This window comes from Kibdelosporangium philippinense (assembly GCF_021390435.2).
Lineage (GTDB): Bacteria > Actinomycetota > Actinomycetes > Mycobacteriales > Pseudonocardiaceae > Kibdelosporangium > Kibdelosporangium philippinense.
In genome coordinates this window covers 751,139-774,694 of sequence record NZ_JAJVCN010000003.1, presented here as the reverse complement: position 1 = coordinate 774,694, position 23,556 = coordinate 751,139, and the positions used below count along the sequence as shown (strand labels likewise).

22 protein-coding genes and 1 tRNA gene are annotated in these 23,556 nt (G+C 65.4%); 10 read left to right on the top strand and 13 right to left on the bottom strand.

Translation table 11 applies throughout. The annotated features are described in order from the left end of the window. Positions 1-262: 262 nt before the first annotated feature. The 5 genes from LWC34_RS35565 to LWC34_RS35545 all read right to left on the bottom strand — a co-directional run bounded on the left by LWC34_RS35565 (position 263) and on the right by LWC34_RS35545 (position 3,417). Positions 263-1,720 (bottom strand): IS1380 family transposase, encoded by a 1,458-nt coding sequence (locus LWC34_RS35565; protein WP_233722402.1) that lies wholly within the window; start codon positions 1,718-1,720, stop codon positions 263-265. A gap of 75 nt (positions 1,721-1,795) precedes the next feature. Continuing rightward, positions 1,796-2,227 carry a hypothetical protein gene (locus tag LWC34_RS35560; RefSeq protein WP_233729639.1) on the bottom strand — a complete coding sequence of 144 codons (432 nt, stop codon included), beginning with the start codon at positions 2,225-2,227 and terminating at the stop codon, positions 1,796-1,798. Further along, a complete protein-coding gene (locus LWC34_RS35555) occupies positions 2,202-2,480 on the bottom strand; it encodes a YbaB/EbfC family nucleoid-associated protein (RefSeq protein ID WP_233729638.1) in 279 nt (92 codons plus the stop codon). Before LWC34_RS35555 ends, LWC34_RS35560 begins: the two co-directional genes overlap by 26 nt. Positions 2,481-2,730: 250 nt before the next feature. Continuing rightward, on the bottom strand, positions 2,731-3,102 hold the full coding sequence (locus tag LWC34_RS35550; protein WP_233729637.1) for a hypothetical protein: 372 nt from the start codon (positions 3,100-3,102) through the stop codon (positions 2,731-2,733). A 171-nt stretch (positions 3,103-3,273) separates the two neighbouring features. Further along, entirely contained in the window at positions 3,274-3,417 is a 144-nt protein-coding gene (locus tag LWC34_RS35545) for a hypothetical protein (RefSeq protein ID WP_233729636.1), read from the bottom strand. Positions 3,418-3,470: 53 nt separating this feature from the next. Between LWC34_RS35545 and LWC34_RS35540 the strand changes: the two genes are divergently transcribed. Next, positions 3,471-4,244 carry a transposase gene (locus tag LWC34_RS35540; protein ID WP_233729635.1) on the top strand — a complete coding sequence of 258 codons (774 nt, stop codon included), beginning with the start codon at positions 3,471-3,473 and terminating at the stop codon, positions 4,242-4,244. A 45-nt stretch (positions 4,245-4,289) separates the two neighbouring features. Here LWC34_RS35540 and LWC34_RS35535 read toward each other — a convergent pair whose 3' ends face one another. Next, positions 4,290-6,575: a tyrosine-type recombinase/integrase gene (locus tag LWC34_RS35535; RefSeq protein WP_233729634.1), complete on the bottom strand. Its 2,286-nt coding sequence runs from the start codon at positions 6,573-6,575 to the stop codon at positions 4,290-4,292. Between the two features lie 121 nt (positions 6,576-6,696). Here LWC34_RS35535 and LWC34_RS35530 point away from each other — a divergent pair. Next, a protein-coding gene (locus LWC34_RS35530) for an IS5 family transposase (RefSeq protein WP_233723324.1) occupies positions 6,697-7,574 on the top strand; the annotation gives its coding sequence in 2 pieces (ribosomal slippage) (positions 6,697-7,035 and positions 7,038-7,574; 876 coding nt in all). A 109-nt stretch (positions 7,575-7,683) separates the two neighbouring features. Here LWC34_RS35530 and LWC34_RS35525 read toward each other — a convergent pair. The 3 genes from LWC34_RS35525 to LWC34_RS35515 form a co-directional block, all read right to left on the bottom strand. After that, positions 7,684-8,802, bottom strand: a complete 1,119-nt coding sequence (locus tag LWC34_RS35525) for a tyrosine-type recombinase/integrase (protein ID WP_233729633.1) — start codon at positions 8,800-8,802, stop codon at positions 7,684-7,686. A 470-nt stretch (positions 8,803-9,272) separates the two neighbouring features. Continuing rightward, the gene (locus tag LWC34_RS35520; protein ID WP_233729632.1) at positions 9,273-10,931 is read right to left on the bottom strand and encodes a tyrosine-type recombinase/integrase; all 1,659 of its coding nucleotides are present in this window, start codon (positions 10,929-10,931) and stop codon (positions 9,273-9,275) included. 652 nt (positions 10,932-11,583) lie between these two features. Beyond that, positions 11,584-11,655: transfer RNA gene (locus LWC34_RS35515), tRNA-Arg, on the bottom strand. A 116-nt stretch (positions 11,656-11,771) separates the two neighbouring features. On the opposite strand from LWC34_RS35515, the gene LWC34_RS35510 reads away from it, so the two are divergent. The 3 genes from LWC34_RS35510 to LWC34_RS35500 all read left to right on the top strand — a co-directional run bounded on the left by LWC34_RS35510 (position 11,772) and on the right by LWC34_RS35500 (position 14,859). Beyond that, positions 11,772-12,689, top strand: coding sequence for a cation diffusion facilitator family transporter (locus LWC34_RS35510; RefSeq protein ID WP_233729631.1), 918 nt, complete (start codon positions 11,772-11,774; stop codon positions 12,687-12,689). Positions 12,690-12,784: 95 nt separating this feature from the next. Next, positions 12,785-13,933, top strand: coding sequence for an ROK family transcriptional regulator (locus LWC34_RS35505; RefSeq protein WP_233730944.1), 1,149 nt, complete (start codon positions 12,785-12,787; stop codon positions 13,931-13,933). A 14-nt stretch (positions 13,934-13,947) separates the two neighbouring features. Next, positions 13,948-14,859, top strand: a complete 912-nt coding sequence (locus tag LWC34_RS35500; protein ID WP_233729630.1) for a zinc-binding dehydrogenase — start codon at positions 13,948-13,950, stop codon at positions 14,857-14,859. Between the two features lie 283 nt (positions 14,860-15,142). On the opposite strand, the gene LWC34_RS35495 is transcribed toward LWC34_RS35500, so the two are convergent. The 4 genes from LWC34_RS35495 to LWC34_RS35480 form a co-directional block, all read right to left on the bottom strand. Continuing rightward, entirely contained in the window at positions 15,143-15,322 is a 180-nt protein-coding gene (locus tag LWC34_RS35495) for a hypothetical protein (protein ID WP_233729629.1), read from the bottom strand. Positions 15,323-15,566: 244 nt separating this feature from the next. Next, on the bottom strand, positions 15,567-16,304 hold the full coding sequence (locus tag LWC34_RS35490) for a DUF305 domain-containing protein (RefSeq protein ID WP_233729628.1): 738 nt from the start codon (positions 16,302-16,304) through the stop codon (positions 15,567-15,569). Further along, entirely contained in the window at positions 16,301-17,158 is an 858-nt protein-coding gene (locus LWC34_RS35485; RefSeq protein WP_233729627.1) for a thioredoxin-like domain-containing protein, read from the bottom strand. Before LWC34_RS35485 ends, LWC34_RS35490 begins: the two co-directional genes overlap by 4 nt. Before the next feature lie 73 nt (positions 17,159-17,231). Further along, positions 17,232-17,867, bottom strand: coding sequence for a thioredoxin-like domain-containing protein (locus LWC34_RS35480; protein ID WP_233729626.1), 636 nt, complete (start codon positions 17,865-17,867; stop codon positions 17,232-17,234). 78 nt (positions 17,868-17,945) lie between these two features. Between LWC34_RS35480 and LWC34_RS35475 the strand changes: the two genes are divergently transcribed. The 5 genes from LWC34_RS35475 to thrB are packed head-to-tail and all read left to right on the top strand — an operon-like array spanning position 17,946 to position 23,372. Next, complete coding sequence (locus LWC34_RS35475) at positions 17,946-18,719, top strand: DALR anticodon-binding domain-containing protein (protein ID WP_233729625.1); 774 nt, start codon at positions 17,946-17,948, stop codon at positions 18,717-18,719. A gap of 3 nt (positions 18,720-18,722) precedes the next feature. Next, a complete protein-coding gene (lysA, locus tag LWC34_RS35470; RefSeq protein ID WP_233729624.1) occupies positions 18,723-20,162 on the top strand; it encodes a diaminopimelate decarboxylase in 1,440 nt (479 codons plus the stop codon). Then, a complete protein-coding gene (locus LWC34_RS35465; protein WP_233729623.1) occupies positions 20,159-21,436 on the top strand; it encodes a homoserine dehydrogenase in 1,278 nt (425 codons plus the stop codon). Before lysA ends, LWC34_RS35465 begins: the two co-directional genes overlap by 4 nt. A gap of 8 nt (positions 21,437-21,444) precedes the next feature. Then, the gene (gene thrC / locus LWC34_RS35460; RefSeq protein ID WP_233730943.1) at positions 21,445-22,506 is read left to right on the top strand and encodes a threonine synthase; all 1,062 of its coding nucleotides are present in this window, start codon (positions 21,445-21,447) and stop codon (positions 22,504-22,506) included. Beyond that, positions 22,503-23,372, top strand: coding sequence for a homoserine kinase (gene thrB, locus LWC34_RS35455; protein ID WP_233729622.1), 870 nt, complete (start codon positions 22,503-22,505; stop codon positions 23,370-23,372). The genes thrC and thrB overlap by 4 nt, the downstream gene beginning before the upstream one ends. Positions 23,373-23,556: the final 184 nt, after the last annotated feature.

Below are 23,556 nucleotides of genomic sequence, written 5' to 3'. Positions count from 1 at the left end.
ATTTCTCGCGAGGCTCTACCTGCGGACTCGCTCGCTTCAATTCCGTAGTGCTCAAATACGGCTCCAATGCCGCGGCTTTTGTCACCAGAACCGCCTTAGCCTTGATCATTCACGTGGGTGACGTGTCCGCCTGTGCCGGTTCGGATGTTGATCTTGAGTTGGTTGCTGTGTGGTGATGGTCAGGGTTCGAGCCCGGCCGCCGGTGTTGGCTGGGCGCCGGGTTGGGGGGCGGGCCTTTCAGGTCGAGGGGCAGGGACAGGGGTCATCGAGTTGGTGGTGGCAGGGCCAGCGCTGCCCGGAGGCAGGCGGCGAGAGGGTCGGCCCAGGGCCAGGTTTCCGGGATTTTGATCTTGCGTTTGCGTTGGCCGCGGACGATGCGGGCGGCGGTGTGCAGTAGCCGGTAGCGCAGGGTTTTGGGTTCGGCTTTGGCGAGGGTGCCCTCAAGGCAGAGCAGGCGCAGCCAGGCGAGCAGGTCGATGGCGATGGTGGCGGCCAGACACCAGGCCCGGTTGATCTCGATCTTGGTGGAGGGCAGGTGACCGAGGCCGGTTTGCTTGCCGCAGCGGACGTGGTCCTCGACTCGGGCGTGCGGGCGGTGACGGGCTTCCAGGAACTGGACGGTGGCGCCCGAACCGCTGCCCGGGGTGTTGGTGGCCACCAGTTGGTAGCGCCAGCCGTCGGCTTCTTCGAACAGGGACAACTGTGCGCCGGGGTGGGGTTTCTCACGACGACAGATGATCCGCAGATCGGCCGGCCAGTTCTCCAGTTGGTCCCCGTCGGGGTGGTGACGTAGTAGCGCGGTCAGTTCCACCACGCCGGCTTTGTCCAGCGGCCGAGGATCGCCGTGGTGATCGAGCACTGCCTGCCATGCCTTCGCGGGGACACGGCCGATCGCGGCTCGTTCCCGCGCACCGAGTTCCCAGCCGACGCTGTAGTGCGCCTGCCTGCCTGGCTTGGCGTTCAGCGCGGTGATGTACTTGATGAGACCGTGGGAGGCGCCCGCGCCGTCCACGGTGACTAGAAGGTTCCTTCGATGTTTCGCCGGGATCTGGGCGATCGCGGCGTCGAGGACCTCGAGGTGATCAGCTGTCGTGTTGGATCCGGCGCTTCCTGTGCGCAGCAACAGGGCCAGCGATTCGCCGGTGTTGTCACACATGGCCAGCAGCGGATGATGACCGAAGCTGCCCTTGTAGGTTCCCGCGGCGAGTTGTTTGTCCGAGTGCGCGATCACCAGCGAACCATCCAACCGGACCACCACGGTCGTGCCCAGATCACGGTCGGCCACCCGCGACGGCGGAATCCGGCCGTGCCGTCGCTCGATCAACGACCACACATGCTCGCGGATCCGGGCACGCACACGGGCGATCTTGTTGCGCTGCACCTGACCGACCGCGTCCAACGTGCGCCACAACGTCGGATCTGAGGCGACCGGCCCGAACAGTTCGGCCTGATCGCGCAGGACAGCCAGATCCGACAGGACCCGCCCGCCGTCAGCGATCAACACCGCGGTGTCGGCGAACACCCGGCCACGGTCATGCACCGGCATGAACCCACGCCGCGCCATCGCCCGCGACAAGCCTTCCGTCAACCCGGTGCGGTCGGCCAGCAACCGCACCGCCGCGGTCCCGGCATGACTGACCACGCCACGCCCACCGACTTCTACCGCCAGATCCCGCGACCACCCAGTAACATCCACGTCGAAAGTGCTCCAGAGCTTCATGGGTAAGAACAGGCATTAGCAACCTCATCTTCCCAGCTCAGGAGCACTTTTCCCTGTTCCGACACGGCGCCCGAATCAAGATCGCCATGAATACTCAGGGTTAGTACCCGCGTCCGACAACAGCGCCCGGCGCGTCGCAGACTCGACCGGAACCGGCTCGGTGCCGGCGGACGGCATCAGCACGCGATGCGTCGCAGACTCGGCCGGAATCGGCTCGTACGAACCACTCCTGCGCGTCATGGGCGGATTGTCACCTCCGCCACCGCCGGAAGTATCGCCGAACGGTGACGTGAGTGTGGCCGCCAAGCGGACGTTGTTGTTCTCGTTGTTCTCGAGAGTGTCGGCCATCGCCTTGACCTTGCCCGCGGTGACCCGATAGTCCTTGGCCCAACCACCGTGCATGTCTTCCATCTCACCTCCGGACTTGGCGAAATCAGCGGCGAACTTCTTGCCGTCGTCGCCGTAGATACAGGTCCCGCCCTCAACACCGCCCGGACCGTTCCACATCAGCCGTACCGTCCATCATGCTCTTCAGATCGAAACCCGGCGGCGTCACCGGCTTCATCAACTCGGCCATCCTGTCCCGCGACTCCGCCTGCTCCTTGGTCATGGTGTCCAGCACGACAGCCGCGAGTTCCGACAGGGTCAACCGGCGATACGCCATCGACGGGAACTGCCCATCCCGCACCAGACCGTGCTGACCAACAGTCACCGACACCACCTCGCGCGGCGCAGTGACGGTCACCTCGACCTCAGCCATCCCGCGTGCACATCGATCACCTCTCAACGACTCCACCGAAATTCGTCGAAGGCCCGCTGAAGCTACCGTTCAAGCTAGGACGACATAAAACCACCTCAATCGGCTACACCGACCAGTAAACAACCACGACGGTCGACAAACAAGCAAGATGCCCTCGAACTCCTCGCCTGAATGCCCGTTTGACTCTTGCTTCCGTCACACGGGAAGGACAATCCGGACAGCTGAGCGCCTGCGGGTTGTGTTTCATGTGTCAATTCCGGGTGGTTGGGTCGAGCAGTTGTAGTTCGAGTTCGGCGATTCGTCGGTCTTGGAAGCGCACGTTGCTGCGTGCTGCTTTGAGGCGGTCGTCAAGCGACTGGTTTCCCTGGCTCAGTTCTCGCACTTTTTGTTTAAGCGAGGTGTTGTCGGTGGTGATGCGTTGCATCGTGTCGTCTGTCCACTCTGTCTCCAGGTCGCGGATCTGTCCCATGAGTTCACCGATGTGGTTGCGCTGCTTCATGATTTCCTCGTGAGCCGTCTTCAACATGGCCTCGGCGTTGAGTGCCCGTTCTCGCCAGGATGCCTCGATGTCGGCCTGTTGCTGAGCGTCAGCAGCCAGGCGGTCAGCTGCCGCGGCCGTCATATTCGTGCTGACTACCGCCCGCGCAGCAGGGTTTTCGTAGAGGAAGGTCCGGGAGACATCGGCTCGTCGTGCGACACCGGCGAACGTGATGGTTGTCTTCTCCCTGCGCATGCGTTGTCTTGTCCCGGCGGGCAGCGGTCGCCGCTGCTGTGCGGGATAGGCGAGGGCTGGTCACAGTTGAGGCTCCGTGACGTCGTCGGTTTTACTCGGGACGGCGGTCTCGGCGAGCTCCGTGGCTCGGAAGGACAGGCTCCAGATGCGATGGAAGTAGTCCTGCGGTCGGCGCAGATCCAGCGCGAGGGCTTCGTCGAGCAAGCCTAAAGGCTGTCCCGTAATGGTCGGTTGGTCCGGTAGTGGATCATGGTCTGGTGCAGGTGCTTGGGGTGGGTCGGCCGGAGTTGGTGCCGGTGTTCACGGGGTTGTCGGTGCGGCAGTTCGGCAAGCTGGTGGATGTGGTGCGCCGGCGTGGTGGTGAGCAGGTTGGCGTTGGTCGCCGGTGGGGCTTGTCGCTGGAGGATCGGGTGTTGCTGATCGCGGTCTACTACCGGACGAATCTGACGTTGCGGCAGGTCGCGCCGTTGTTCGGGATCTCGAAGTCGGCCGCCGGGCGGGTGGTGGATCACCTGGCGCCGCACCTGATCCTGGCCCCGGTGCGGCGCAAGCACAGCCCGGACACCGTGCTGATCGTGGACGGCACCCTGGTCCCGGTGCACGACCGCAGCGTGTCGGCCTCCAGCAAGAACTACCGGTACTCGGCGAACATGCAGGTCGTGATCGACGCCAACACCCGGCTCGCGGTCGCGGTCGGCGACCCGTTGCCGGGTAACCGCAACGACTGTCGGGCCTTCACCGAATCCGGGGTCGACCGGTCTTGTGAAGGCGCGCAGGTGATGGCCGATGGCGGCTACCAGGGCAACCCGAGTGTGATCATGCCCTACCGCAGACCCCGTGACGGCACCGAACTGCCGCAGTGGAAACACGACCTCAACACCGTCCACAAACGTGTCCGCGCCCGCATCGAGCACACCCTGGCGCACATGAAGTCCTGGAACGTGCTGCGCAACTGCCGCCGTAAAGGACGCGCGGTCTACTACGCCGCCAGCGCAGTTGCACTCATGCGCAACCTCGCGATGACGTTCTGAACGACCGCCGCTGAAAACCTCTCGTCCCAACACAGTTCTTGATCATTACGGGACAACCTTTAGGCCTGCCAATGCTTTCTCCAGACCGTCGATGGCGCGGTTGGTCGGCTCGAAGACCTGGTGGAGGTAGTCGGCGGTGGCATCGTCGGGCGCGCGTTCGGCGATAGAGCGCCACTGCTCGCGTTTGCGCCGCCAGTAGAGGAGGTCGGCGCCGGAGAGGACGAACTTGTCGCAATTGTGGCAGTCCAGGTTCCAGGGACAAGCATCGCCATTGACGACCGGTTGGAAGGTGCAGAATCCTCCTTCGGCTGGGGTGCTGCGGCGGCTGAGGTCGATGGCCAGGGCCAGCGCCTGCTCGCGGTCCATCGCACTGGTGTTGCCAGAGAGCAACTCGCCCGGGTTGGGTGCGGCGGGGCCGGCGACCCACACGTGATGGAGCACGTCTTCGATCTCAGAGACAGCAACGTGGGTGTAGTGCTCAGCCATGCGGTCGGATACCTGACCGAGGTATCGGCGGATGTGGGTCAGGCTGGCGCCGTGGCGGAGCAGGGTGGTGGCGAGCGTGTGTCGGGCTTGATGCGGTACGCAGGTGCCGAGGTTCAGTTCGGCGATCCATTGTTTGAAGCCGAGCCGGAACCAGGTGTAGGACAGGGATTTCTGTCCGTTGGGGTTGCGTGATCTGGTCGGGAACAGGGCCATAGCCTGGCGTTCTTTGTCTGTGGGTGGGCGGCCATGTCGGGCGACGAAGTGGTCGAGCGTCTTGCGCTGACGCTGCCGTAGTCGGTGATAGAGGTGTTCCGGGATTCGGATGGCTTGGTCGTAGTTGCCGACCTTCGTCTGGTCATGCCAGAGCATGGGCAGATCGCCGTGGCGGCCGAGGCAGTCCCAACGCAGCCCGATCGCTTCGTTGGCCCGGCGGCCGGTCACGATGATCGTCTCCCAGATGTCGCGGATTCCTTGGTCCTGCGGGTCGTAGGAGTCGGCGAGTTGTTGCAGGTTCGTTTCGTCGGCGAGTGCACGGGCAACCTCGTCGGAGAACGGGGCTCGGGTCCGGTGCACGGCCGCGCCGCCGGAGGGCGCGGCGATGATGAAGCCTCGGTCGAGGCCGATCCGGTCGGATTCACCGGAGTCCATCGCGTCACGCAGCAGCCGCCGAACGTGGTTGAAGATCAACCGGCGGGACGCTGGAGTGGTCGCGAAGGGCGTGCCGTCCGCCTTCTTCATGCTCAGCGATGCCAAGCCATGGCTGGCCCGGTGGCGCTGATCGGTGACGAAGCGCAGCATGTGCTCTTCGCTGAGTTGTGTGGGGTCCTCGCCGCCTTCAGGGGCCTCAAGTCGGAGGAACGCGCTCAGTTCGGCGCAGGCCCGGCGCAGGTTGGCGAACACCCCGGCGGAGCGAGGGCAGTTCGGGGACCGCATTGATGCAGCCAGGTGATCCCACAGCATGTTGCGCAGCCAACGCTGCGACACCATCGTCAGATCAAAGTAGCTGCCGCATTTAGGAAAGCGCACTCCGAAGTGGTCGGTCTCGATGAACCCCGCGTCGCGGGTGTCCTCCGGGCCGAAGTAGACCAGCCGTAGTCCGTTGAGGATCTCCCGTGCGATGAGCCGGCTGAACGGCGTGCATTCGGTGAGATCCAGCTCTGTCAACGAGTTCAGATCGCGGCGCCGGCAGAAGTTCACCAAGTTCTGTAGCCATCCCGGACCCCAGTGGGAATGTTGGCCCTGGGTGTGGGCGAACAAGCCCCATTGGAACTCGGCGCGCAACAGAGGACGCAGGCCTCGTAGGTTGAACTGATTGGCCCGCGGGATGGGGTCGACCTGCGAACACCACAGTCGGAACTGCCGCTGGTCGGCATAGGTGACCACGCTGTGCTCATCCGGGTCGGAGAACTGGTTTCCGGCCCGTCCCGTCAATTGGGCGTTGCCGGGGCACTCCGCCGACCGGTAACGCGACTCGTGTCCGGCGCACAGTCCCAGCGGTGATTTCGCGAGGTCACCGCAGACCGTGACCTGGCACTGGCCGCATCCGGGATACGGGTGCTGGTCGGACAGCCAGCGGTCGAAGTCCGCGTCTGCGCCGTGCGTTTTCATGCGGTAGAGCCAGCTGTACTTGTGGCGGCGGCACAAGCTGCGACCGATGTCGCTCGCAGGGCGTTGCGGGCAGATACGGCAGATCTGTTGGCCGGTCGGGTCCGCTGGTCTCAGCTGCTCTGCGTTGAGGAGAAACGCTGCCTTGCCGAGACCGGCTTCGCGTGCTTGCTTCCACTGACGCAGGTGACTGGAACACAGGTCCCCGGTGTGGCCGCGGAAGTGCTCGCAGCCAGGCACCACGCATTCCCAGGCGTAGACCGAGTGTCCACGTGGGACATCGACTAGATCCGTCCGGAACAGCGGATCGAAACTAGGGCCTGTTTCACAAGTTGATCAAGGTTTGAGATGATCTTGATTCGTGGGGCGTGGTGATCTGACCAACGAGCAGTGGGCGAAGCTGGAACCCTTGCTGCCCAGGGGCAAGAAGCCTGGCAGGCCGCCGAAGCATGCGAAGCGGAAGCTTATTGACGGGATCCGGTTTCGGGTTCGAACCGGTGTGCCGTGGCGGGATCTGCCGGAGCGTTACGGCCCGTGGGAGACGGTGTATGGCTTGTTCCGGCGGTGGCAACGGGATGGCACGTGGAAGAGGATTCTGGTCGCGTTGCAGGCGGACGCGGACGCTGCGGGCCTGATCACCTGGGATGTCAGCGTGGACTCCACGGTGGCTCGTGCGCACCAGCACGCGGCTGGTGCGCGTCAAAAGGGGATCTCCAGAAGGAGTCTCCGGGCGGGGTCGAGGTCGAACCGGCCGATCACGGGCTGGGGCGCTCCCGAGGCGGGTTGACGACCAAGACTCACCTGGCGGTCGAGCAGGGACAAAAGCCCTTATCAATCGTGATCACCGCTGGCCAGCGAGGTGACTCGCCCCAGTTTCAGGTGGTGCTCGACCGTATCCGGGTACCCCGGCGGGATCGCGGTCGGCCGCGCTGCCGCCCGAATCGGGTGCTCGGCGACAAAGCCTACGGGTCCCGCGCCAACCGCGCCTACCTGCGCAGGCGCGGTATCCGCTGCACCATCCCGGACAAGGCCGACCAGGTCCGCAACCGCAAGAACAAGGGCTCACACGGAGGACGACCACCCGCATTCGACAAGGAGATCTACAAGCAACGGCACGCTGTCGAGTGCGGGATCAACCGTCTCAAACGAAACCGAGCCGTCGCCACCAGATACGACAAGCTCGCCGTTCGCTACGAAACCACGGTCACCATCGCAGCGATCAACGAGTGGCTCCCATGACTTTCGAAACAGACCCTAGGAGCGCTGATCAGCGCGGTCAGCAACTCCAGCCGGTCGCTTTCCGCTCTGCTGGGCGGGTTCTGGTGCGTCGTGAGTAGCGGGAGAACCTTCATGCCTGCACCTGCCAGACCTGGCGCAGCGCAGCGTCGAAGACCGGATCATGAACATCGACATGGGCGTAGATCTCATCGACCACTGTGGTAGATGCCCAGCCGCCAGCGTCTCGTGCCACGACGAGGTTGCCGCCCGAGGCGTCCAGCACGGCGGTCGCGAATCGATGCCGGAACTCGTGCGGTTTGATCTTCCCCAATCCAGCCCGGATTGCCCCGCGTCGCAGCATTCCCCTGGCCGCGACTGGTGCCCACGGCTGGCCGTAGCGCGGTCCATGCAGTTGCACCAGCAGCATCCCGTGGTCGGCGCGCCGATGCGGGTATTCCTCGGTCATGTATCGGAAGTAGCTGTGAATCATCGCGGGACTCACCCGCTTGATCAGCCCGCCACGCGCGGTCCCGCCGTCGAACGACCAGTCGTGCTTGGTCTTCGCGGCGGCCCGGTTGGGGTTGCCTGGCCGGTGGCACACATGGACGTGCGGCGACCGGCACTGACCGCAGGCCGCGTTGTCGCGCAGGTGCAGATCTACCAAGTGCAGGCCACACAGCTCCCCGATGCGAAACCCGCCATCGGTCAGCCAGCTCACGACCAGTTGATCCCTGGCCGATTCGAGCACATCCTGCAGCCGCCCGGATGCGCCATCTGGCAGCATCTTCGGATGACGTCGTCGTCCCCTGTTGCGGGGAGCCAGCGGATTCGCTGGCGCGCTGCGGGCGATGTGTCCCAGAAATGCCCGGCGACGGTCCGCCCGCGACGGCAGCCGTGACTGGTTCAACCGGGAACCCAGCTCAGGATTGATCCCCGACGATGCCTGGTGTCGGTAGAACCCCTTGAGACAGGCCGCGGTTGTCGCGAGGGCTTCCTTGCCATACGGCCGCTTTCCTACACGCCACGGCTCACCCAACGGCATCCGGACCTCTGCGCCGAGAATCCCCATGTACCGCTCCAGGTCTCGAAGGACTACGCGTTCCACCGCGAGGCTTTCCCGTTCCAGCCACCGCAGGTGGTCAACGAGGTAATAGGCGTAGGTGCGTTGAGTTCCCGAACCCTCGTGCTGACGCAGGAATTGATCAGCATCGTCACGAACCGTCCCTTCGGGCCAGACGATCGTCCACACGCGACGACCACCGCGCCGAGTCAGCTCCTGTACCCGTAGCTGGCCAATCACACACTTGCGAACCACAAACCCTCCATGCCGACGTCGAACACTCCGAACATGCCGAACCTGGTCGGTAACCAAGCACGGCACGTTCCCGAAGTGGCGCAAGACGGACGGCACGTACGGGTCTACTTATGGTCGGTAAACTCGGTGAAGTCAGATTCTTCCTCGGCGGTGACGGTGCGTGGGCACCAGGGCTTCCAGCGCTCGGTATGCGGCCCTGTACGCATCCTCGATGCCCGGCGTCTTCGGGAACGCATAGTCGGTCATCAGGCGCTCTCATTCGCGTCGACGTTGCGGTCGATGCCGGCGATCACCGAGCCAGCCGAGCTAAGGCGTCAAACCGTTCCTCGGAAGGGTAGTGCGTTAAGTCGTTCCGTGTAAGCGCATCCTGTCGTCGCGCTGGGATGTATCTGGTGCGATTTCGGTCAGGCGGCGCGCAGCTGAGTCGAGTGTCCAGTTCGGACAGCTCCGGCGACGTGCGGCTGTCGCAGGCTTCGTCGTGTGAAGCGCCGACGAATTGGGCTACCGACAAAATGTCTGGGTGTATGGACGGGTGTGAGTGTGGGGATGGAGGTGGCCGGCTGGGGAATGCTCGTCGGCGGGTTGGGGTGCACTGTGGTGGGGTGTCCTGGTGCGGTACTGACCAGATTCCATTGGGCGAGTTGGGTGATCGCGCGGTGGATGGTGCTGGGGGCGGCCCGGTAATGAGTGGCCAGATCGTGGATGGCCGGCAGACGCTGTCCAGGTTGGTAGGTCCGATTGATGACCGCAGTCCGCAGCTCTTCGGCAATGAGTTTGTGAAGGCTGCGGGGTGGTGGCGGCGTGACGGGACGGCGACGGTGCGGGGCAACTGCCAGACGAAGGGGGAGGCGTTCGATGAGCTGGGTAGTGGTGCGTTGGTCGGCTTCGTTGATCCAGGCGGTGTAGGTGGTGAGGGTGGTGCTGCAGTCGAGGTGGCCGAGGCGTCCGGCGACGGTGCGGAGGTTGATGTTGGCGAGGATGAGTTCGGTGGCGTTGTAGTGGCGGAGTTTGTGCAGGGTGGTCTGGATGCCTAGCCGAACTACCAGGCGGTGGAATCGCTGGCCGAGTGATGCGGGAGCTAGACACGCTGATCCGTCCGGTGCGAGCGAGAAGATGAAGCTGTCCGGCGCGAGTGTGGTTTCGTGCGCGGTGGCCTGCTGTCGGCAGTGATCGCGGTAGGCGACCAGCAGTGCGGTGGTGTCGCGGTCGAGGGCGATTTCGCGGTCCTGGTGCAGTTTCGTGTCTTTGATGATTAAGCCGTAGCCGTCGTGGGCGACGCTGGCCCGGATGTGTAGGACGCGACGGTCGGCGTCGAAGTTGGTCCAGCGCAGGGCGCAGAGTTCGCCGCGTCGTGCGCCGGTGGCGATGGCTGTCCAGGTCGCGATTCCCAGCATGGGGTCTGGTTGGTTCCAGGCGTGGGTGAGGACGCGGGTTACTTCGGTGGGTGTTGGCGGTTGGGGCCGGGGGCGTGGTTTGCGCGGTGGGTTAGCCATGGTGGCTGGGTTGTGGGTGGTCCAGTGCCAGCGTATTGCGGACCGGTAGGCCGCGGTGAGGAGAAAGTGGATCTTGCGGATCGATGCGGCGGACAACGGCCGGCACTCGTGGCCGACGTGTGCCCGAGCCGTTGTGGGGTCCGCGGTGCAATGCTCGCGGCATCGGGCGAGTTCGCTGTAGAACTCGTTGATGGTTTCTGGGGTGATCGCGCCTATTGCGTGATGGCCGATCAGCGGACTGATGTGCTTGCGGTGGTAGCCCTTGTAGTTGTTCTTGGTTGTCGTGGCGCCGGACATGAGGGCGATGTGTCGCTGGATCAACTCGTCGAGGGTGGCGTTGAGGCGCAGGCCGCGTTGTTGCTCCACGACACTGATCAGTCGTAGGCGGGTCTGTTCTGCTTCGCGCTCGGCGTCAGGTCCTGATTGGACGGTCTCGGATAGGTAGCGTGGGCGCTTCGTGTCCGGGGCGAGGCCGGCATATACGCGGACGCGGAGTGATCCACTAGGCAGGATGTCGATACAGCCCCGGCGATTGGCATGACTGACGGCGGCGTGTTTCGGTCGAGTCATCGTACTGACACCGCCAGATCGAAGCTGTGGTGACAGAGTTCGACGGGTGACGCCATCTCCTGGGCGAAAACAACACCTGGTTGGTGGGGCTCGGACCACGCGGTAGATCTGGCATTTTCCCAGCTGGGAGGGGTGGAGGTGGTGACATGAATGGTCATGTCACGAACGGCCGCGTCTGAGGCTGGTCGCGACATAGCTCGCCTGCTCGTGTGGCGTCGGATCCACAGCGGGAGCGAAGCCGAGTACGGAATGAGCGCGGCTGCCACGCCTATTGTGGTGGGCCGGTCTACCCGAACTGCATTGACGTGACTGTCGTTGCACGAATCGTTGAAAGCCTGATGCCCCAACGAGATCGCGTCGATGTGCACGTGTTCGCATTCGAGGGCACTGTCAAGCTTTTGGGGCGAGTAAGACGACGCTTCTGCCATGATGCTCGACTCATCGACGGTGGTGCCGTCAGACGGTTGGGCCGACGGGTCACGCTGGTGAGAGTGAAGAATGGAGTCGTACCTACGGACGATCAAGTCACGTGCCATGTCATGTGGCCTCTCTCAGAGGCACTGCTAGGGGCCTGACACGGCCAGGTCGACTCGGCGGAATGGTCGGTCCACCTGCAGATTTGCTGCATCTGGACCAAGCCCGCACCTCACGGTGCCCCTGGCAGGATTCGAACCTGCGCTCCCGCCTCCGGAGGGCGGTGCTCTATCCCCTGAGCTACAGGGGCTTGGCCTTCGTACAGAAGCTTAGCGTACGTGTCATCCGGGTATCCGCTGGGGCGAACATCGGCGGGTTGTATCTATGCGCATGTCGCTATATGTTGCCTATGGGTAAGGAGGATTGATGGGGCACGGACATGGGCATGGGATGTCGCCTGAGCAGGCGGTATCCGCTGGGGGGCGGCATTTGCGGCGGCTGTGGATCGCCGTCGCGCTTGGCCTGGTCACCTTTGTTCTCCAGCTCAGTGTGGGGCTCGCCACTTCGTCGCTTGCTTTGCTCGCTGACTCCGCGCATGTCTTCACCGATGTCTTCGGGGTGACGCTCGCCGCTGTCGCGATCGTGGTCGCGCGGCGGTCGTCGAGCAACAAGGACCGCACGTTCGGGCTCTATCGCAGTGAGGTTCTTGCCGCGCTCGTCAACGCCGTGCTCCTGTTCGCTGTCGCCGGATGGGTGCTCTACGAGGCCATAGGGCGGTTCAGCGCGCCTCCCGAGGTTCCCGGCTGGCCGGTCACCATCGTGGCCGCGGTCGGTCTTGTCATGAACGTCGCCGCCTTTGTTCTTCTCAAGGATGGGGCCAAGGAGTCACTGAATGTCCGCAGCGCTTATCTTGAAGTGATGGCCGACATGATCGGGTCGGTCGGTGTTCTCGTGTCCGGTCTTGTCACCGTCATTTTCGGCTGGCGGTACGCCGACCCGATCATCGGTATCGGCATCGGTCTCTTTGTTCTGCCGCGGGCGTACCGGCTTGGTCGCAGTGCGTTGCGAATTCTGTTCCAGCACGCGCCGGAAGGCGTCGACGTCAAGCAGATGACCGCCGATCTGCTCACTCTTCCGGGTGTCTGTGAGGTCCATGACCTGCACGTCTGGACGCTCACCTCCGGCATGGAGGTCGTCTCGGCCCACCTGGCCATGGTGGACGGAGCCGACCAGGCGGACATCCTTGTTGCGGCCCAAGGCCTGCTCGCGGACAATTACTCGATAGAGCACGCGACGCTCCAGGTCGAGCAGCCATCCGTCAAATGCCGGGAACTCAGCTGGTAGTTAGGAAGATTTCTTAACTCACCACGTACACTCGCCTGAAGCTTTCAAAGGAGTGATACGTGGGCAGAACGCCGCAAGTGGGCACCCCGGCCGGAATGCGTGAGCTGAACCAACGCGCCGTGTTGGCCCGGTTGCGCTCAGCAGGCCCTGCCACGCGCCCACAAGTCGCCAAGGACACCGGACTTTCCAAGCCCACTGTCGGCCAAGCACTCCTCGACCTCGAACGCCGCCACCTGGTCCGCGAGATCGGCCGCACGTCGACCGGTCCCGGCCGATCCGCCGTTGTCTACGAGGAAAACCCGGCCGCTGGCTTTGTTCTCGGCATCGACATCGGCAAGGAACGCTTGCGACTTGCTGTCGCTGACCTGTCGGGCGCGGTTGTGTCCCGAGTGGACGAACGCAACCGATCCCGCAGCGCGCGCAGCCTTGTCCAGACCCTCAGGGACCTCGCCGAGCACACGGTCGCGGCCGCGGGCATCAGCCATGCCGAGGTCGTCTCCACAGTCGTTGGCAGCCCTGGCGTTCCGGATCCCGAAACAGGTGCGTTGCAGCACGCGCAGAACCTTCCTGGCTGGGGCCGGAAAGGCTTGCTCGAAGACCTCACAATCGCGCTGGGCCACGACGTTGTCGTGGAAAACGACGCAAACCTTGCCGCTGTGGGGGAATTGACGACAGGCGCGGCCCGTGATGTCGACACGTTCGTGTGCATCACGGTCGGCACGGGCATCGGTATGGGCATTGTCGTGAACGGACAACTGTTCCGCGGCGCACACGGAGCCGCGGGCGAGATCGGTTACCTGCCCTACGGCACCGCGAGCAGCACCCCGCCAGAGCGCGGAATGCTCGAATCCGAGGTCTCCGGCGATTCGGTGGTACGTAAGGCACATCAACACGGACTCGTGGATGCCAAGAGCGCCAAGGAAGTCTTCGAGCTGGCCCGCAAAGGCGACAAGGTCGCCATCGACGCGGTCACCGAAGAAGCCAACCAACTCGCATTCGTCGTCGGCGCCGTCGCGGCCGTGATCGACCCGGAAATTGTGGTGCTCGGCGGCGGAATCGGCTCGAACACCGATTTGCTCGCCGAACCGCTTGAAAGGGCTTTGCGGCGCACAACGCCGTTGCGGCCCCGGATCGTGACGGGGGAATTGGGTGAGACGGCCGTTCTTTCCGGCGCTATCGCGATGGGCCTGCGATCAGCGCGCGAAGTCGTGTTCGATCGGGCACTCGAGTTGAAGACTTCCTAGCTAATGTCCAGATCATGCTCGCGCTAACAGTTGTGCCCCCGCATGTCGCATTGACCGAAGTCGCGGACCCCAAGCCAATGCCCGACCAAGCACTGGTCCGAGTCAAGGCATTCTCGCTGAACCGCGGCGAAATCCTCGACCTGCCAACGCGCCCGCAAGGCACGATCACAGGCTGGGACGCGGCCGGAGTGGTGGAGCGTGCCGCGGTAGACGGCACCGGGCCAGCGGCGGGAACCAGGGTGGTAGGACTGGTCAGGGTCGGCGCCTGGGCAGAACTCGCGGCGATCCCCACCAACAGACTGACCGCGATACCCGACGAAGTGTCATACGCCCAAGCGTCCACATTGCCGACAGCGGCCGTGACAGCGTTGCGGGCGCTGGAAATCGGCGGCCTACTGCTAGCAAAGCGAGTCCTGATCACGGGCGCAACCGGCGGAGTCGGCCGAATGGCGGTCCAACTGGCGAACCTCAGCGGTGCGCACGTCACCGCGCTCGTCCGTGACCTCGCGGCAGAGCCATTGCTACGGCGTCTCGGGGCGAGAGCGGTTGTGAACACCCTGACCGACGACTTCGACCTGATCATAGAAGGAGTCGGAGGCCCCACGCTCGGCAACGCGATCGAGCACCTGGCCAAACGCGGAGTAATCGTCAACATCGCGACGCTGGACCCGGATGAGTCCATCACCTTCCGAATGTCCCGCTTCACCCGCTCGCCCGCAGCGAAGATCTACACCTTCAACAGCTTCGACGAAACCGCGGCCAACGACAGCGGAACAACCGACCTGATACGCCTCAGCACCCTGGTAGCCGAAGGCAAGCTCGACTGCCAGATAGAACTCGAAAACTCATGGCACGCAATAGGTGAAGCGATAGACGCCCTGCTAAACCGCAGGGTCGGAGGCAAGATCGTCCTGCACATCGACTAACCATATTGTCCACCCGCCCGCCACCTTCGGAAGTAAAACCACCATGCGCGAGCCCAAGTCCACCCACCTTGGTCGAGGGATTGGGCGGCATACCCACCGTGGTTGAGAGGTTGGGCGGCACACGGACCTTGGTCGAGAGGTCGGGCGGCATACCCACCGTGGTCGCGGGTTGGGTGGTGTGCCGACCTTGGTTGAGGGGATGAAGGGTTGGGCCTGGAATGTGTGGCGTGCACCCGGTAGCACAATGACGTATCGCCGTGAGCGGTAGCGAACAGGCGGGGAGTCAGCGACGGGTGCCCGCGCGTGTCTGCCGCTCCGGCATGGCGTGTTGAACGCGCGAGCGGCGCACGGTGGCGAGCAAGCAGGCTGGTGGCGAGTCGAGCAGTTTGACTCGCCGTGCCGGTGGGGCGGACACGCGGTAGTTCATCCAACCCAACCCGGCAGTGAACGTCAGGCGAGCCATAGGCCGGGTCTGTCGGTATCGCCGGGCCGTAAAGAGTCGGGGCTTCCACCGGACGGTGTCTGGCATTGCTCCGCCCTGGCGCGTGTCCACCGTTCCGTCACGGTGTGTCAAACTGCTCGACTCGCTACCGCTGTGGCCGGATCGCCGTTGTGCGCCGCTCGCGTGTTCAACACACCATGACGGAGCCGGTGGACACGCGAACGCGAGCCCGTGCACACGCGAGCACACGCGAGCTCGCGCGGGTTTAGTTCGCGGGCAAGGGTTGGGCGTTGCGTTCGGCTAGCAGGCTTTTCATGTAGGCCATTTCGCCTGTTTGGGATACGACGATTGTGCGCGCCAGGTTTCGCAGCTGGGGCAGGGCTACGTGGTCTTGGCCGTACTGGGCCATCGACAGGCCGCCTTCGTGGTGCCGGATCATCAGCTGGAGGAAGTAGACGTCCAGGTCTGTGCCGGTTTTCTTGCGCATTGCCGCCAGCTCGTCCGCTGTCGCCATTCCTGGCATCAGCTGGCCGGGCTGCATTCCTGGGTGATCGGGCATCGTGCCGTGCAGATGCGCACCGGATGCGTCCTTCGCCATCCAGCTCATCGCTTGACGGCCTGGCGGACGGGACTCCGACTGGCCCCAGATGTCCAGATACCCGGCCATCATGCCGACCTGACGCTGCTGCGTGCCCTCAATGTCGAACGCCAGCAGCTTGATCGTCTTGTCCGATGTGTTGTCCCGCACCCAGCTGGCCATGTTCACGGCTTGCAGGTGGTGGGTGGTCATGTCCTGTGCGAACCCGACGTCCACCGAGTCTTCGCCGGGGTTGAGCGAGGTCTGGTCCACGCTCGCCAGCGTGATCAGCATGCCGATCGCGGCGCCGACGAGCAGCAGTGCCACGGCCGCGGCCGAGAAGATGAGGATCCGCTGCCCGTTGGGGCGTGGACCCTCATCCTCTTCGTCGACGACCTCGTCGTCCACGCGATCGTCTACGGTCACTGGCTCGGCGGCTGCGAGCCGGAGGTCGGGGCGCCGGAGGTCGGAGCGCCGGAGCCGGACGTGGGCGCGGGCACTTCCTGGCCGTTGCTCATGGGGGCCTGCGACGAGCCGGTGCCGTCCATCTTCACCGCGTCCGCGGGCAGCGGGCTGGTGTCGAGCGGCGGCGGGTTGCTCGGGTCGAAGCCTGCCTGGGTGTCACAGCGCGCACCCGGCTCCGGGAACTGCCAGTTGTTGCGCTTGAGGGCCTGGATGAACTGGTCGACCCGCTCGTCGTTGACGTTGTCCAGCTTGAGCTGGTGTCCCCACGACTGCAGCGAGAACGGCTTGTCCAGGCCGGGGTACGGCGACATCGCGATGAAGTCCTGGCCGGAGACCTTGCTGCGCAGCACGTCGAGGTCGGCGCCCTTGACCAGGTCCGGGTTGTAGGCGATCCAGACCGCGCCGTGCTCGAGCATGTGGACCATGTTCTCGCTGCGCACCGGGGTCGCGTAGACCATGCCGTTGCAGTCGGCCCAGATGTTGTCGTGCGGTCCGCCGAACGGCGGCGAGTGGTCGTATGCCACGCGCTGGGTCGCGTTGACGTGCTGACCCTGCTCGTACTTGACCTTCACGACGCCCGCGATGTCGTCGGACGGGTCCTGGTTGCTGTCCGATGGCCGCCACGCGGTGACCTCGCTCACGCGCATGACCGAGTACCCGATCACCACGACCGCGAGGACGACGAGTCCGAGAATGATCGCCACGGTGCCCCACGGCTTCGGCTTCTTGACCGCTGCGGCTGACCGCAGGGCCTTGGCGCTCTTGGCGCTCTTCGCCGACTTGGAGCCGCCTCTGTTCTTCGTGCCGCTGGCCATGCCGCTCTCGGACCTCGTTTCGTTACTTACCGACCACCGTGGGACAGTCTAGGGATAGGGTGTCTGCTGGGTGTCAACTGCCGACCGGTGCGGATCCCGCTGGGGCAGGGCTCGGGTCGAACGACGGCGGGTTGTCCTGGTCGAACGACGGGTTGTCGCAGGTCGCGCCCGGTTCCGGATGAGTGAACTCGTTCTGCTTGAGCGCCGAGACGAACGCGTCGATCCGTGGATCGGCCGGATCGTCGAGCTTGAGCCGGTGCTCCCACGACTGCAGCGAGATCGGCTTGTCGAGGCCGGGATACGGCGACATCAGCATGTACGGCACCCCCGTGACCTTCTTCGCCAGTGCCTCGACGCCCGCGGCTGGCAGCGTGTCCGGGTTGTAGGCGATCCAGACCGCGCCGTGTTCGAGCGAGTGCACCATGTTCTCGTTGCGGACAGCTTTGGTGTAGACCACGCCATTACACGCTGCCCAGCTGATGTCGTGATACCCGCCGAAGGGCGGACTCTGGTCGTACGCCACCCGGTCGGGCATCTCGATGTGCCCAGGGCTGCGGTACTTCTTGACCTCGATACCCGGGATCTTCAGCGAGACGTCCTGCGGCTCGGCGCTCGGTGTGGGCGCTGGTGGCGTGCCTTGGCTTGAGCCGCTCGAGCACGCGGTGGCCAGCAGGACTAGTCCGGCGGCAACAATCGGTCGGATACGCACGAGTGCCGACACCTTTCGTCCAGGAACTTCAAAGAGCCGGTTCGTCCAGGTCGGGGCCCCCTACCTAGACTTCGCGGAGTGAACCCCGCCGCGCTGGCCGAGAAGATACGGGCCGCTGCCGTCGAGGTCCTCGCTGACCGAGGTCTCGACAGTACCGTGCTGCCCGAATCGGTCGATTTGCGGCGGCCGCAGGACCCGGCGCACGGTGACTTCGCGACCACGCTCCCGCTGCGGCTCGGCAGCCGGATCGGGGTTCCGGCACACGATCTTGCCCGCTGGCTTGCCGACGCGTTGGCCGAAGGTGACGAAATCGACTCCGCCGAGGCAGCCGGACCCGGTTTCGTCAACTTGCACCTGACGAAAGAAACGCTCACTGGCGTCGTCGCCGACATCGAGGCGGCGGGCGGGTCGTACGGCGCCAGGCCGCACGTGCCGGGGGCGTGGCAAGAAGTTGACGCTGACCTGCGAAAGCGTCGGATCTGGGACAATCCGGTCTTCGTCGTGCGGTACGCGCACGCCCGGATCTGTCGAGTGGTGGACAACTCGGTGAAATTCGGCATGGATCCGGCCGGCGCCGATCTAGGGTTGTTGACGCACGCGCGCGAGGGCACCGTGATCCGGGTCCTCGGCGAGTTCGAAGAAGTCGCGGCCGACCGGGTCGCGCGGTACCTGGAACGGCTGGCAGACGCGCTGCACGGGTGGTACGACTCCCCGGAGTGCAGGATCCTGCCTAAGGGCGACGAAGAAGTCGCCGCTGAGCACCTCGCGCGGCTGCGGCTGTCGGGCGCGGTGCGGCAAGTCTTGGCGAACGGCCTTGAGACGCTCGGTGTCTCGGCCCCTGAACGGATGTGAGAAGTGAGAGCCCACCCCGCTGGACCACGGCACGCCGACGTCCTGCTGCCCGCGAACACCGCGGGCCCGCAGCCCGCCACGGCCGCCGAGACGGACGAGCTGCCTGAGCAGGTTTGGCCGCGTAACGCCACCCGCGGACAGGATGGCGCGGTCCGACTGGCCGGTGTCGATGTCCGCGAGCTCGCCGAGACGTACGGCACGCCGCTGTTCGTGATGGACGAGGACGACTTCCGCTCCCGCTGCCGTGACCACGCCGCGGCCTTCGGGGACCCGGCGCTCGTGCACTACGCGTCCAAGGCGTTCCTGTCGGTCGAGATCGCCAAATGGGTGGCGCAGGAGGGCCTGAGCCTTGACGTGTGCAGCGGCGGCGAGCTCGCCATCGCGCTGCGCGCCGGCTTCCCGGCCGAGCGGATCGCGTTGCACGGCAACAACAAATCGGTCGCCGAGCTGACTACCGCGATCGATGCCGGTGTCGGTCATGTCGTGCTCGACTCGTTCTATGAGATCGCCAGGCTGGATCAGATCGCGCGCGAGCGGGACGTGGTCCAGCCGGTGCTGATCCGCGTGACGGTCGGCGTCGAGGCGCACACGCACGAGTTCATCGCGACCGCGCACGAGGACCAGAAGTTCGGTTTCTCGCTGGGATCCGGTGACGCGCAGGAAGCGGTCCGGCGCACGCTGAAGTCCGGCGGCCTCAAGCTCGTCGGCCTGCACAGCCACATCGGCTCGCAGATCTTCGACGTGGACGGCTTCGAAGTCGCCGCGCACCGCGTGATCAAGTTGCTCGCCGAGCTTCGGGACGAGCACGGCGCCGAGGCGATCGGCGATCTGACCACTGTGGACCTCGGTGGCGGGCTCGGGATCGCATACACGCCACAGGACGACCCGCCGCCGCCCGCGTGGCTGGCCGAGCAGCTGAAGACCATTGTGGCCAAGGAGTGCGAGTACAACGGCCTTGAGCTGCCGAAGATCGCGGTCGAACCGGGCCGCGCGATCGTCGGCCCGGGAACCGTCACGGTCTACGAAGTCGGGACTATCAAAGACATCACGCTCGGTGCTGGCACCGCGCGGCGCTACGTCAGCGTCGACGGCGGCATGAGCGACAACATCCGGACCGCGCTCTACGACGCGGTGTACGACGCGCGGCTCGTGTCACGCCGTAGTGATGAAGGCGCGGAGGACACGCACGCCACGCTCAGCCGGATCGTCGGAAAGCATTGCGAGGCAGGCGATGTGATCGTCCGCGACTGCTGGCTGCCGGACACGGTCGCGCCTGGCGATCTCGTCGGCGTCGCGGCGACCGGTGCGTACTGCTACGCCATGTCGAGCGGCTACAACAGGCTGCCGAGGCCCGCCGTGGTCGCGGTCAAGGACGGGCAGGCGCGGCTGCTGCTGCGCAGGGAGACCGAGGACGACCTGTTCGCACTGGAGGTCCAGTCTTGAAACCGATCAAGGTCGCGCTGCTTGGCTGCGGAACCGTTGGCACACAGGTGGTGCGGCTGCTCGACGAGCAGGCCGACGACCTCGCCGCGCGCGTCGGCGCGCCGGTCGAGCTCTCCGGGATCGCGGTGCGCAGGCCGGACCGGCACCGTGACGTGCCAAAGCATCTGCTCACGGCGGACGCCGCGGGGCTGGTCGCGTCCGATGTGGACGTCATCGTCGAGGTGATCGGCGGGATCGAGCCGGTCCGCACGTTGCTGCTGGATGCCTTGCAGGCAGGCAAATCCGTGGTGTCGGCGAACAAGGCGCTGCTGGCCGAGAACGGGGGTGAGCTGTTCGCGGCGGCCGACGAGTCGGGCGCGGACCTGTACTTCGAGGCGGCCGTCGCCGGTGCGATCCCGTTGCTGCGGCCGTTGCGTGAGTCGCTGGCCGGTGACCGGATCACGCGTGTGATGGGAATCGTCAACGGCACCACCAACTACATCCTCTCGGCGATGGACGAGACCGGCGCCAACTACGGCGAAACCCTTGAGGAAGCCAGCAGGCTCGGGTACGCCGAGGCGGACCCGACCGCCGACGTGGACGGCTATGACGCGGCGTCGAAGGCGGCCATCCTTGCTTCGATCGCGTTCCACTCCCGCGTGACCGCGGGCGATGTGTACCGCGAAGGCATCTCGGCGGTCACGTCCGCTGACGTCACCGCCGCCCGGACGCTCGGCCGGACGATCAAGCTGCTGGCCATCTGCGAGCGCGTCGACGACTCGGTCGCGGTCCGCGTCCACCCGGCGATGATCCCGAGGAGCCACCCGCTGGCCAGCGTGAACGGCGCGTTCAACGCCGTTTTCGTGGAAGCCGAGGCGGCTGGCCAGTTGATGTTCTACGGCCAGGGCGCCGGTGGCGCGCCGACCGCGAGCGCGGTGCTCGGCGACCTCGTCGCGGTCGCCCGAAACCGGGTGCACGGTGGCCGTGGACCGCGCGAATCCGCTTATGCCGCACTGAAAGTACGGCCGGTCGGCGAGGTGGAGACGCGGTACCACCTGAGCCTCGATGTCGCTGACAAGGCCGGTGTGCTGGCCAGCGTCGCGGCGGTGTTCGCCGAGCATGACGTGAGCATCGCGGCCGTCCGTCAGGAAGGCCGGATCGACGACGCCAGCCTGGTGATCGTCACCCACGCGGCGCCGGACGCCGCCCTGAAGTCCACAGTGGACAAAGTTGCCGGGCTGCCCGCGGTGCGTGCGGTGGTCAGCGTGATGCGCGTCGAGGGCGAGGAATCGTGACCACCGCAATTGCCAGTCCCGCGTGGCCAGGCATCGTGCAGGCCTACCCCGATCGGATCAAGGTGCCGACCGGCGCCAAGGTGGTCACGATCGGCGAAGGCGGGACACCGCTGGTCGAGGCGCCACACCTGTCGGAGCTGACCGGCAGCAAGGTGTACCTGAAGGTCGAGGGCGCCAACCCGACCGGGTCGTTCAAGGACCGCGGGATGACCGTGGCGATGACGTACGCGCTCGCCGAAGGCAGCAAGGCGGTCATCTGCGCGTCCACCGGCAACACCTCGGCGTCGGCCGCCGCGTACGCCGCGCGCGCCGGGCTGACCTGCGCTGTTCTCGTGCCGCGCGGCAAGATCGCGCTCGGCAAACTGGCCCAGGCGGTCGTGCACGGCGCGAAAATCCTCCAGGTCGACGGCAATTTCGACGACTGCCTCGAACTGGCATGCAAGACCGCGGCCGACCACCCGGTCGCGCTGGTCAACTCGGTGAACCCGGTCCGGCTCGAAGGGCAGAAGTCAGCCGCGTTCGAGATCTGCGACGTGCTGGGCCGCGCGCCCGACGTGCATTGCCTGCCGGTTGGCAACGCGGGCAACATCACCGCCTACTGGCTCGGCTACCGCGAATACACCAATGATGGGGTAGTTCCCGCCGCGCCAAGGATGTTCGGCTTTCAGGCGGCGGGGGCCGCGCCGCTGGTGCACGGCGAGCCGGTGAGCAACCCGGAGACCATCGCGACCGCGATCCGGATCGGCAGCCCGGCCTCGTGGACCGGCGCTATCGCCGCGCGCGACGAGTCGAACGGCCTGATCGACGCCGTCACCGACGAGCAGATCCTTGCGGCATATCGGCTGCTTGCCGGTCGTGAGGGCGTTTTCGTCGAGCCCGCGTCGGCCGCGAGCGTTGCCGGATTGCTGGCCGCGGCCTCGGATGGCCGGCTGCCAACCGGATCACTGGTCGTATGCACGGTCACCGGGCACGGCCTCAAGGACCCGGACACCGCTTTGCTTGCCATGCATGAAGTCGAGCCGGTTCCGGTCGACGCTGGTGCGGTGGCCGCGGCTTTGGAGCTGGCGTGAGCGTCAAGGTCACGGTTCCGGCGTCCAGCGCCAATCTCGGGTCCGGGTTCGACGCTCTCGGCCTCGCGCTTGGCCTCTACGACGTGATCGAGGCCCGTGTTCTGCCGCGGGGTTTGGAAATCACCGTCGAAGGCGAGGGTGCGGACGAAGTCCCCATGGACGAGTCGCACCTCGTCGTCCGCGCGCTGCGGGCGACCGCCGAGGCGATCGGATTCCAGCCAACCGGCCTGGAGTTGCGCTGCCGCAACGCGATTCCGCATTCACGCGGGCTCGGCTCGTCCGCGGCGGCCATTGTCGCCGGGGTCGCGGCCGCATACGGCCTCGCGGGAATACCTGTCGACGATCGCGCGTTGCAGGTAGCTGCGGAGTTCGAAGGACACGCCGACAACGCGGCCGCCAGCCTCCTTGGCGGACTCGTCCTGGCGTGGACAGAGGGTGATCGCTACCGCGCGCTGCGACTCGAACCGCATTCAGGGCTCCGGCCGATATTGCTCATTCCGGGTGAATCCTCGAAGACCTCGGTGACCAGGCAACTGTTGCCAGATCGTGTCCCGCATGCGGACGCGGCGTTCGCCGCGGGCCGGGCCGCGCTGGCCGTTCAGGCCATCACGGCACAGCCGGACCTGCTACTGCCAGCAACCGCCGATCGCCTGCACCAGGACTATCGAGAAGCGGCCTGGCCTGCGAGTTTGCGCATGGTGAAGATCTTGCGCGAGCACGGGCTGGCCGCGGCGATCTCCGGCGCGGGCCCGACGGTGATGGTGCTCACTCTCGACGGTAAGTTGCCCGATGGAGTGGACCTGGCCGGGTTCGACGCGCGTGAATTGGCCGTCGACAGGGTTGGTGTGCAGGTCAGAGCGGTCTGAGCACCCTCGACGCGCCGGGGGGTGGTTGTTGCACGTCTTTGCATCACCATCTACCCTCGGGGGCGTTCAGTCACCGCGCGCACGGGCGCCCGGTGTCGTTCCCAGGGAATTCTTCCTGGGTCGCATCTGCCGTAAGGATGTCGACCCCATCCAACTGGAGTCGATGTTCGAGGGTTTCCCGACA

Coding starts and splice junctions, on each gene's coding strand:
- LWC34_RS35560 (WP_233729639.1), bottom strand. CDS start 2,227: ATGTGGAACGGTCCGGGCGGTGTTGAGGGCGGGACCTGTATCTACGGC.
- LWC34_RS35520 (WP_233729632.1), bottom strand. CDS start 10,931: ATGACTCGACCGAAACACGCCGCCGTCAGTCATGCCAATCGCCGGGGC.
- LWC34_RS35485 (WP_233729627.1), bottom strand. CDS start 17,158: ATGGCCAGCGGCACGAAGAACAGAGGCGGCTCCAAGTCGGCGAAGAGC.
- LWC34_RS35510 (WP_233729631.1), top strand. CDS start 11,772: ATGGGGCACGGACATGGGCATGGGATGTCGCCTGAGCAGGCGGTATCC.
- LWC34_RS35505 (WP_233730944.1), top strand. CDS start 12,785: ATGCGTGAGCTGAACCAACGCGCCGTGTTGGCCCGGTTGCGCTCAGCA.
- LWC34_RS35565 (WP_233722402.1), bottom strand. CDS start 1,720: ATGAAGCTCTGGAGCACTTTCGACGTGGATGTTACTGGGTGGTCGCGG.
- LWC34_RS35550 (WP_233729637.1), bottom strand. CDS start 3,102: ATGACGGCCGCGGCAGCTGACCGCCTGGCTGCTGACGCTCAGCAACAG.
- LWC34_RS35500 (WP_233729630.1), top strand. CDS start 13,948: ATGCTCGCGCTAACAGTTGTGCCCCCGCATGTCGCATTGACCGAAGTC.
- LWC34_RS35555 (WP_233729638.1), bottom strand. CDS start 2,480: ATGGCTGAGGTCGAGGTGACCGTCACTGCGCCGCGCGAGGTGGTGTCG.
- LWC34_RS35495 (WP_233729629.1), bottom strand. CDS start 15,322: ATGGCTCGCCTGACGTTCACTGCCGGGTTGGGTTGGATGAACTACCGC.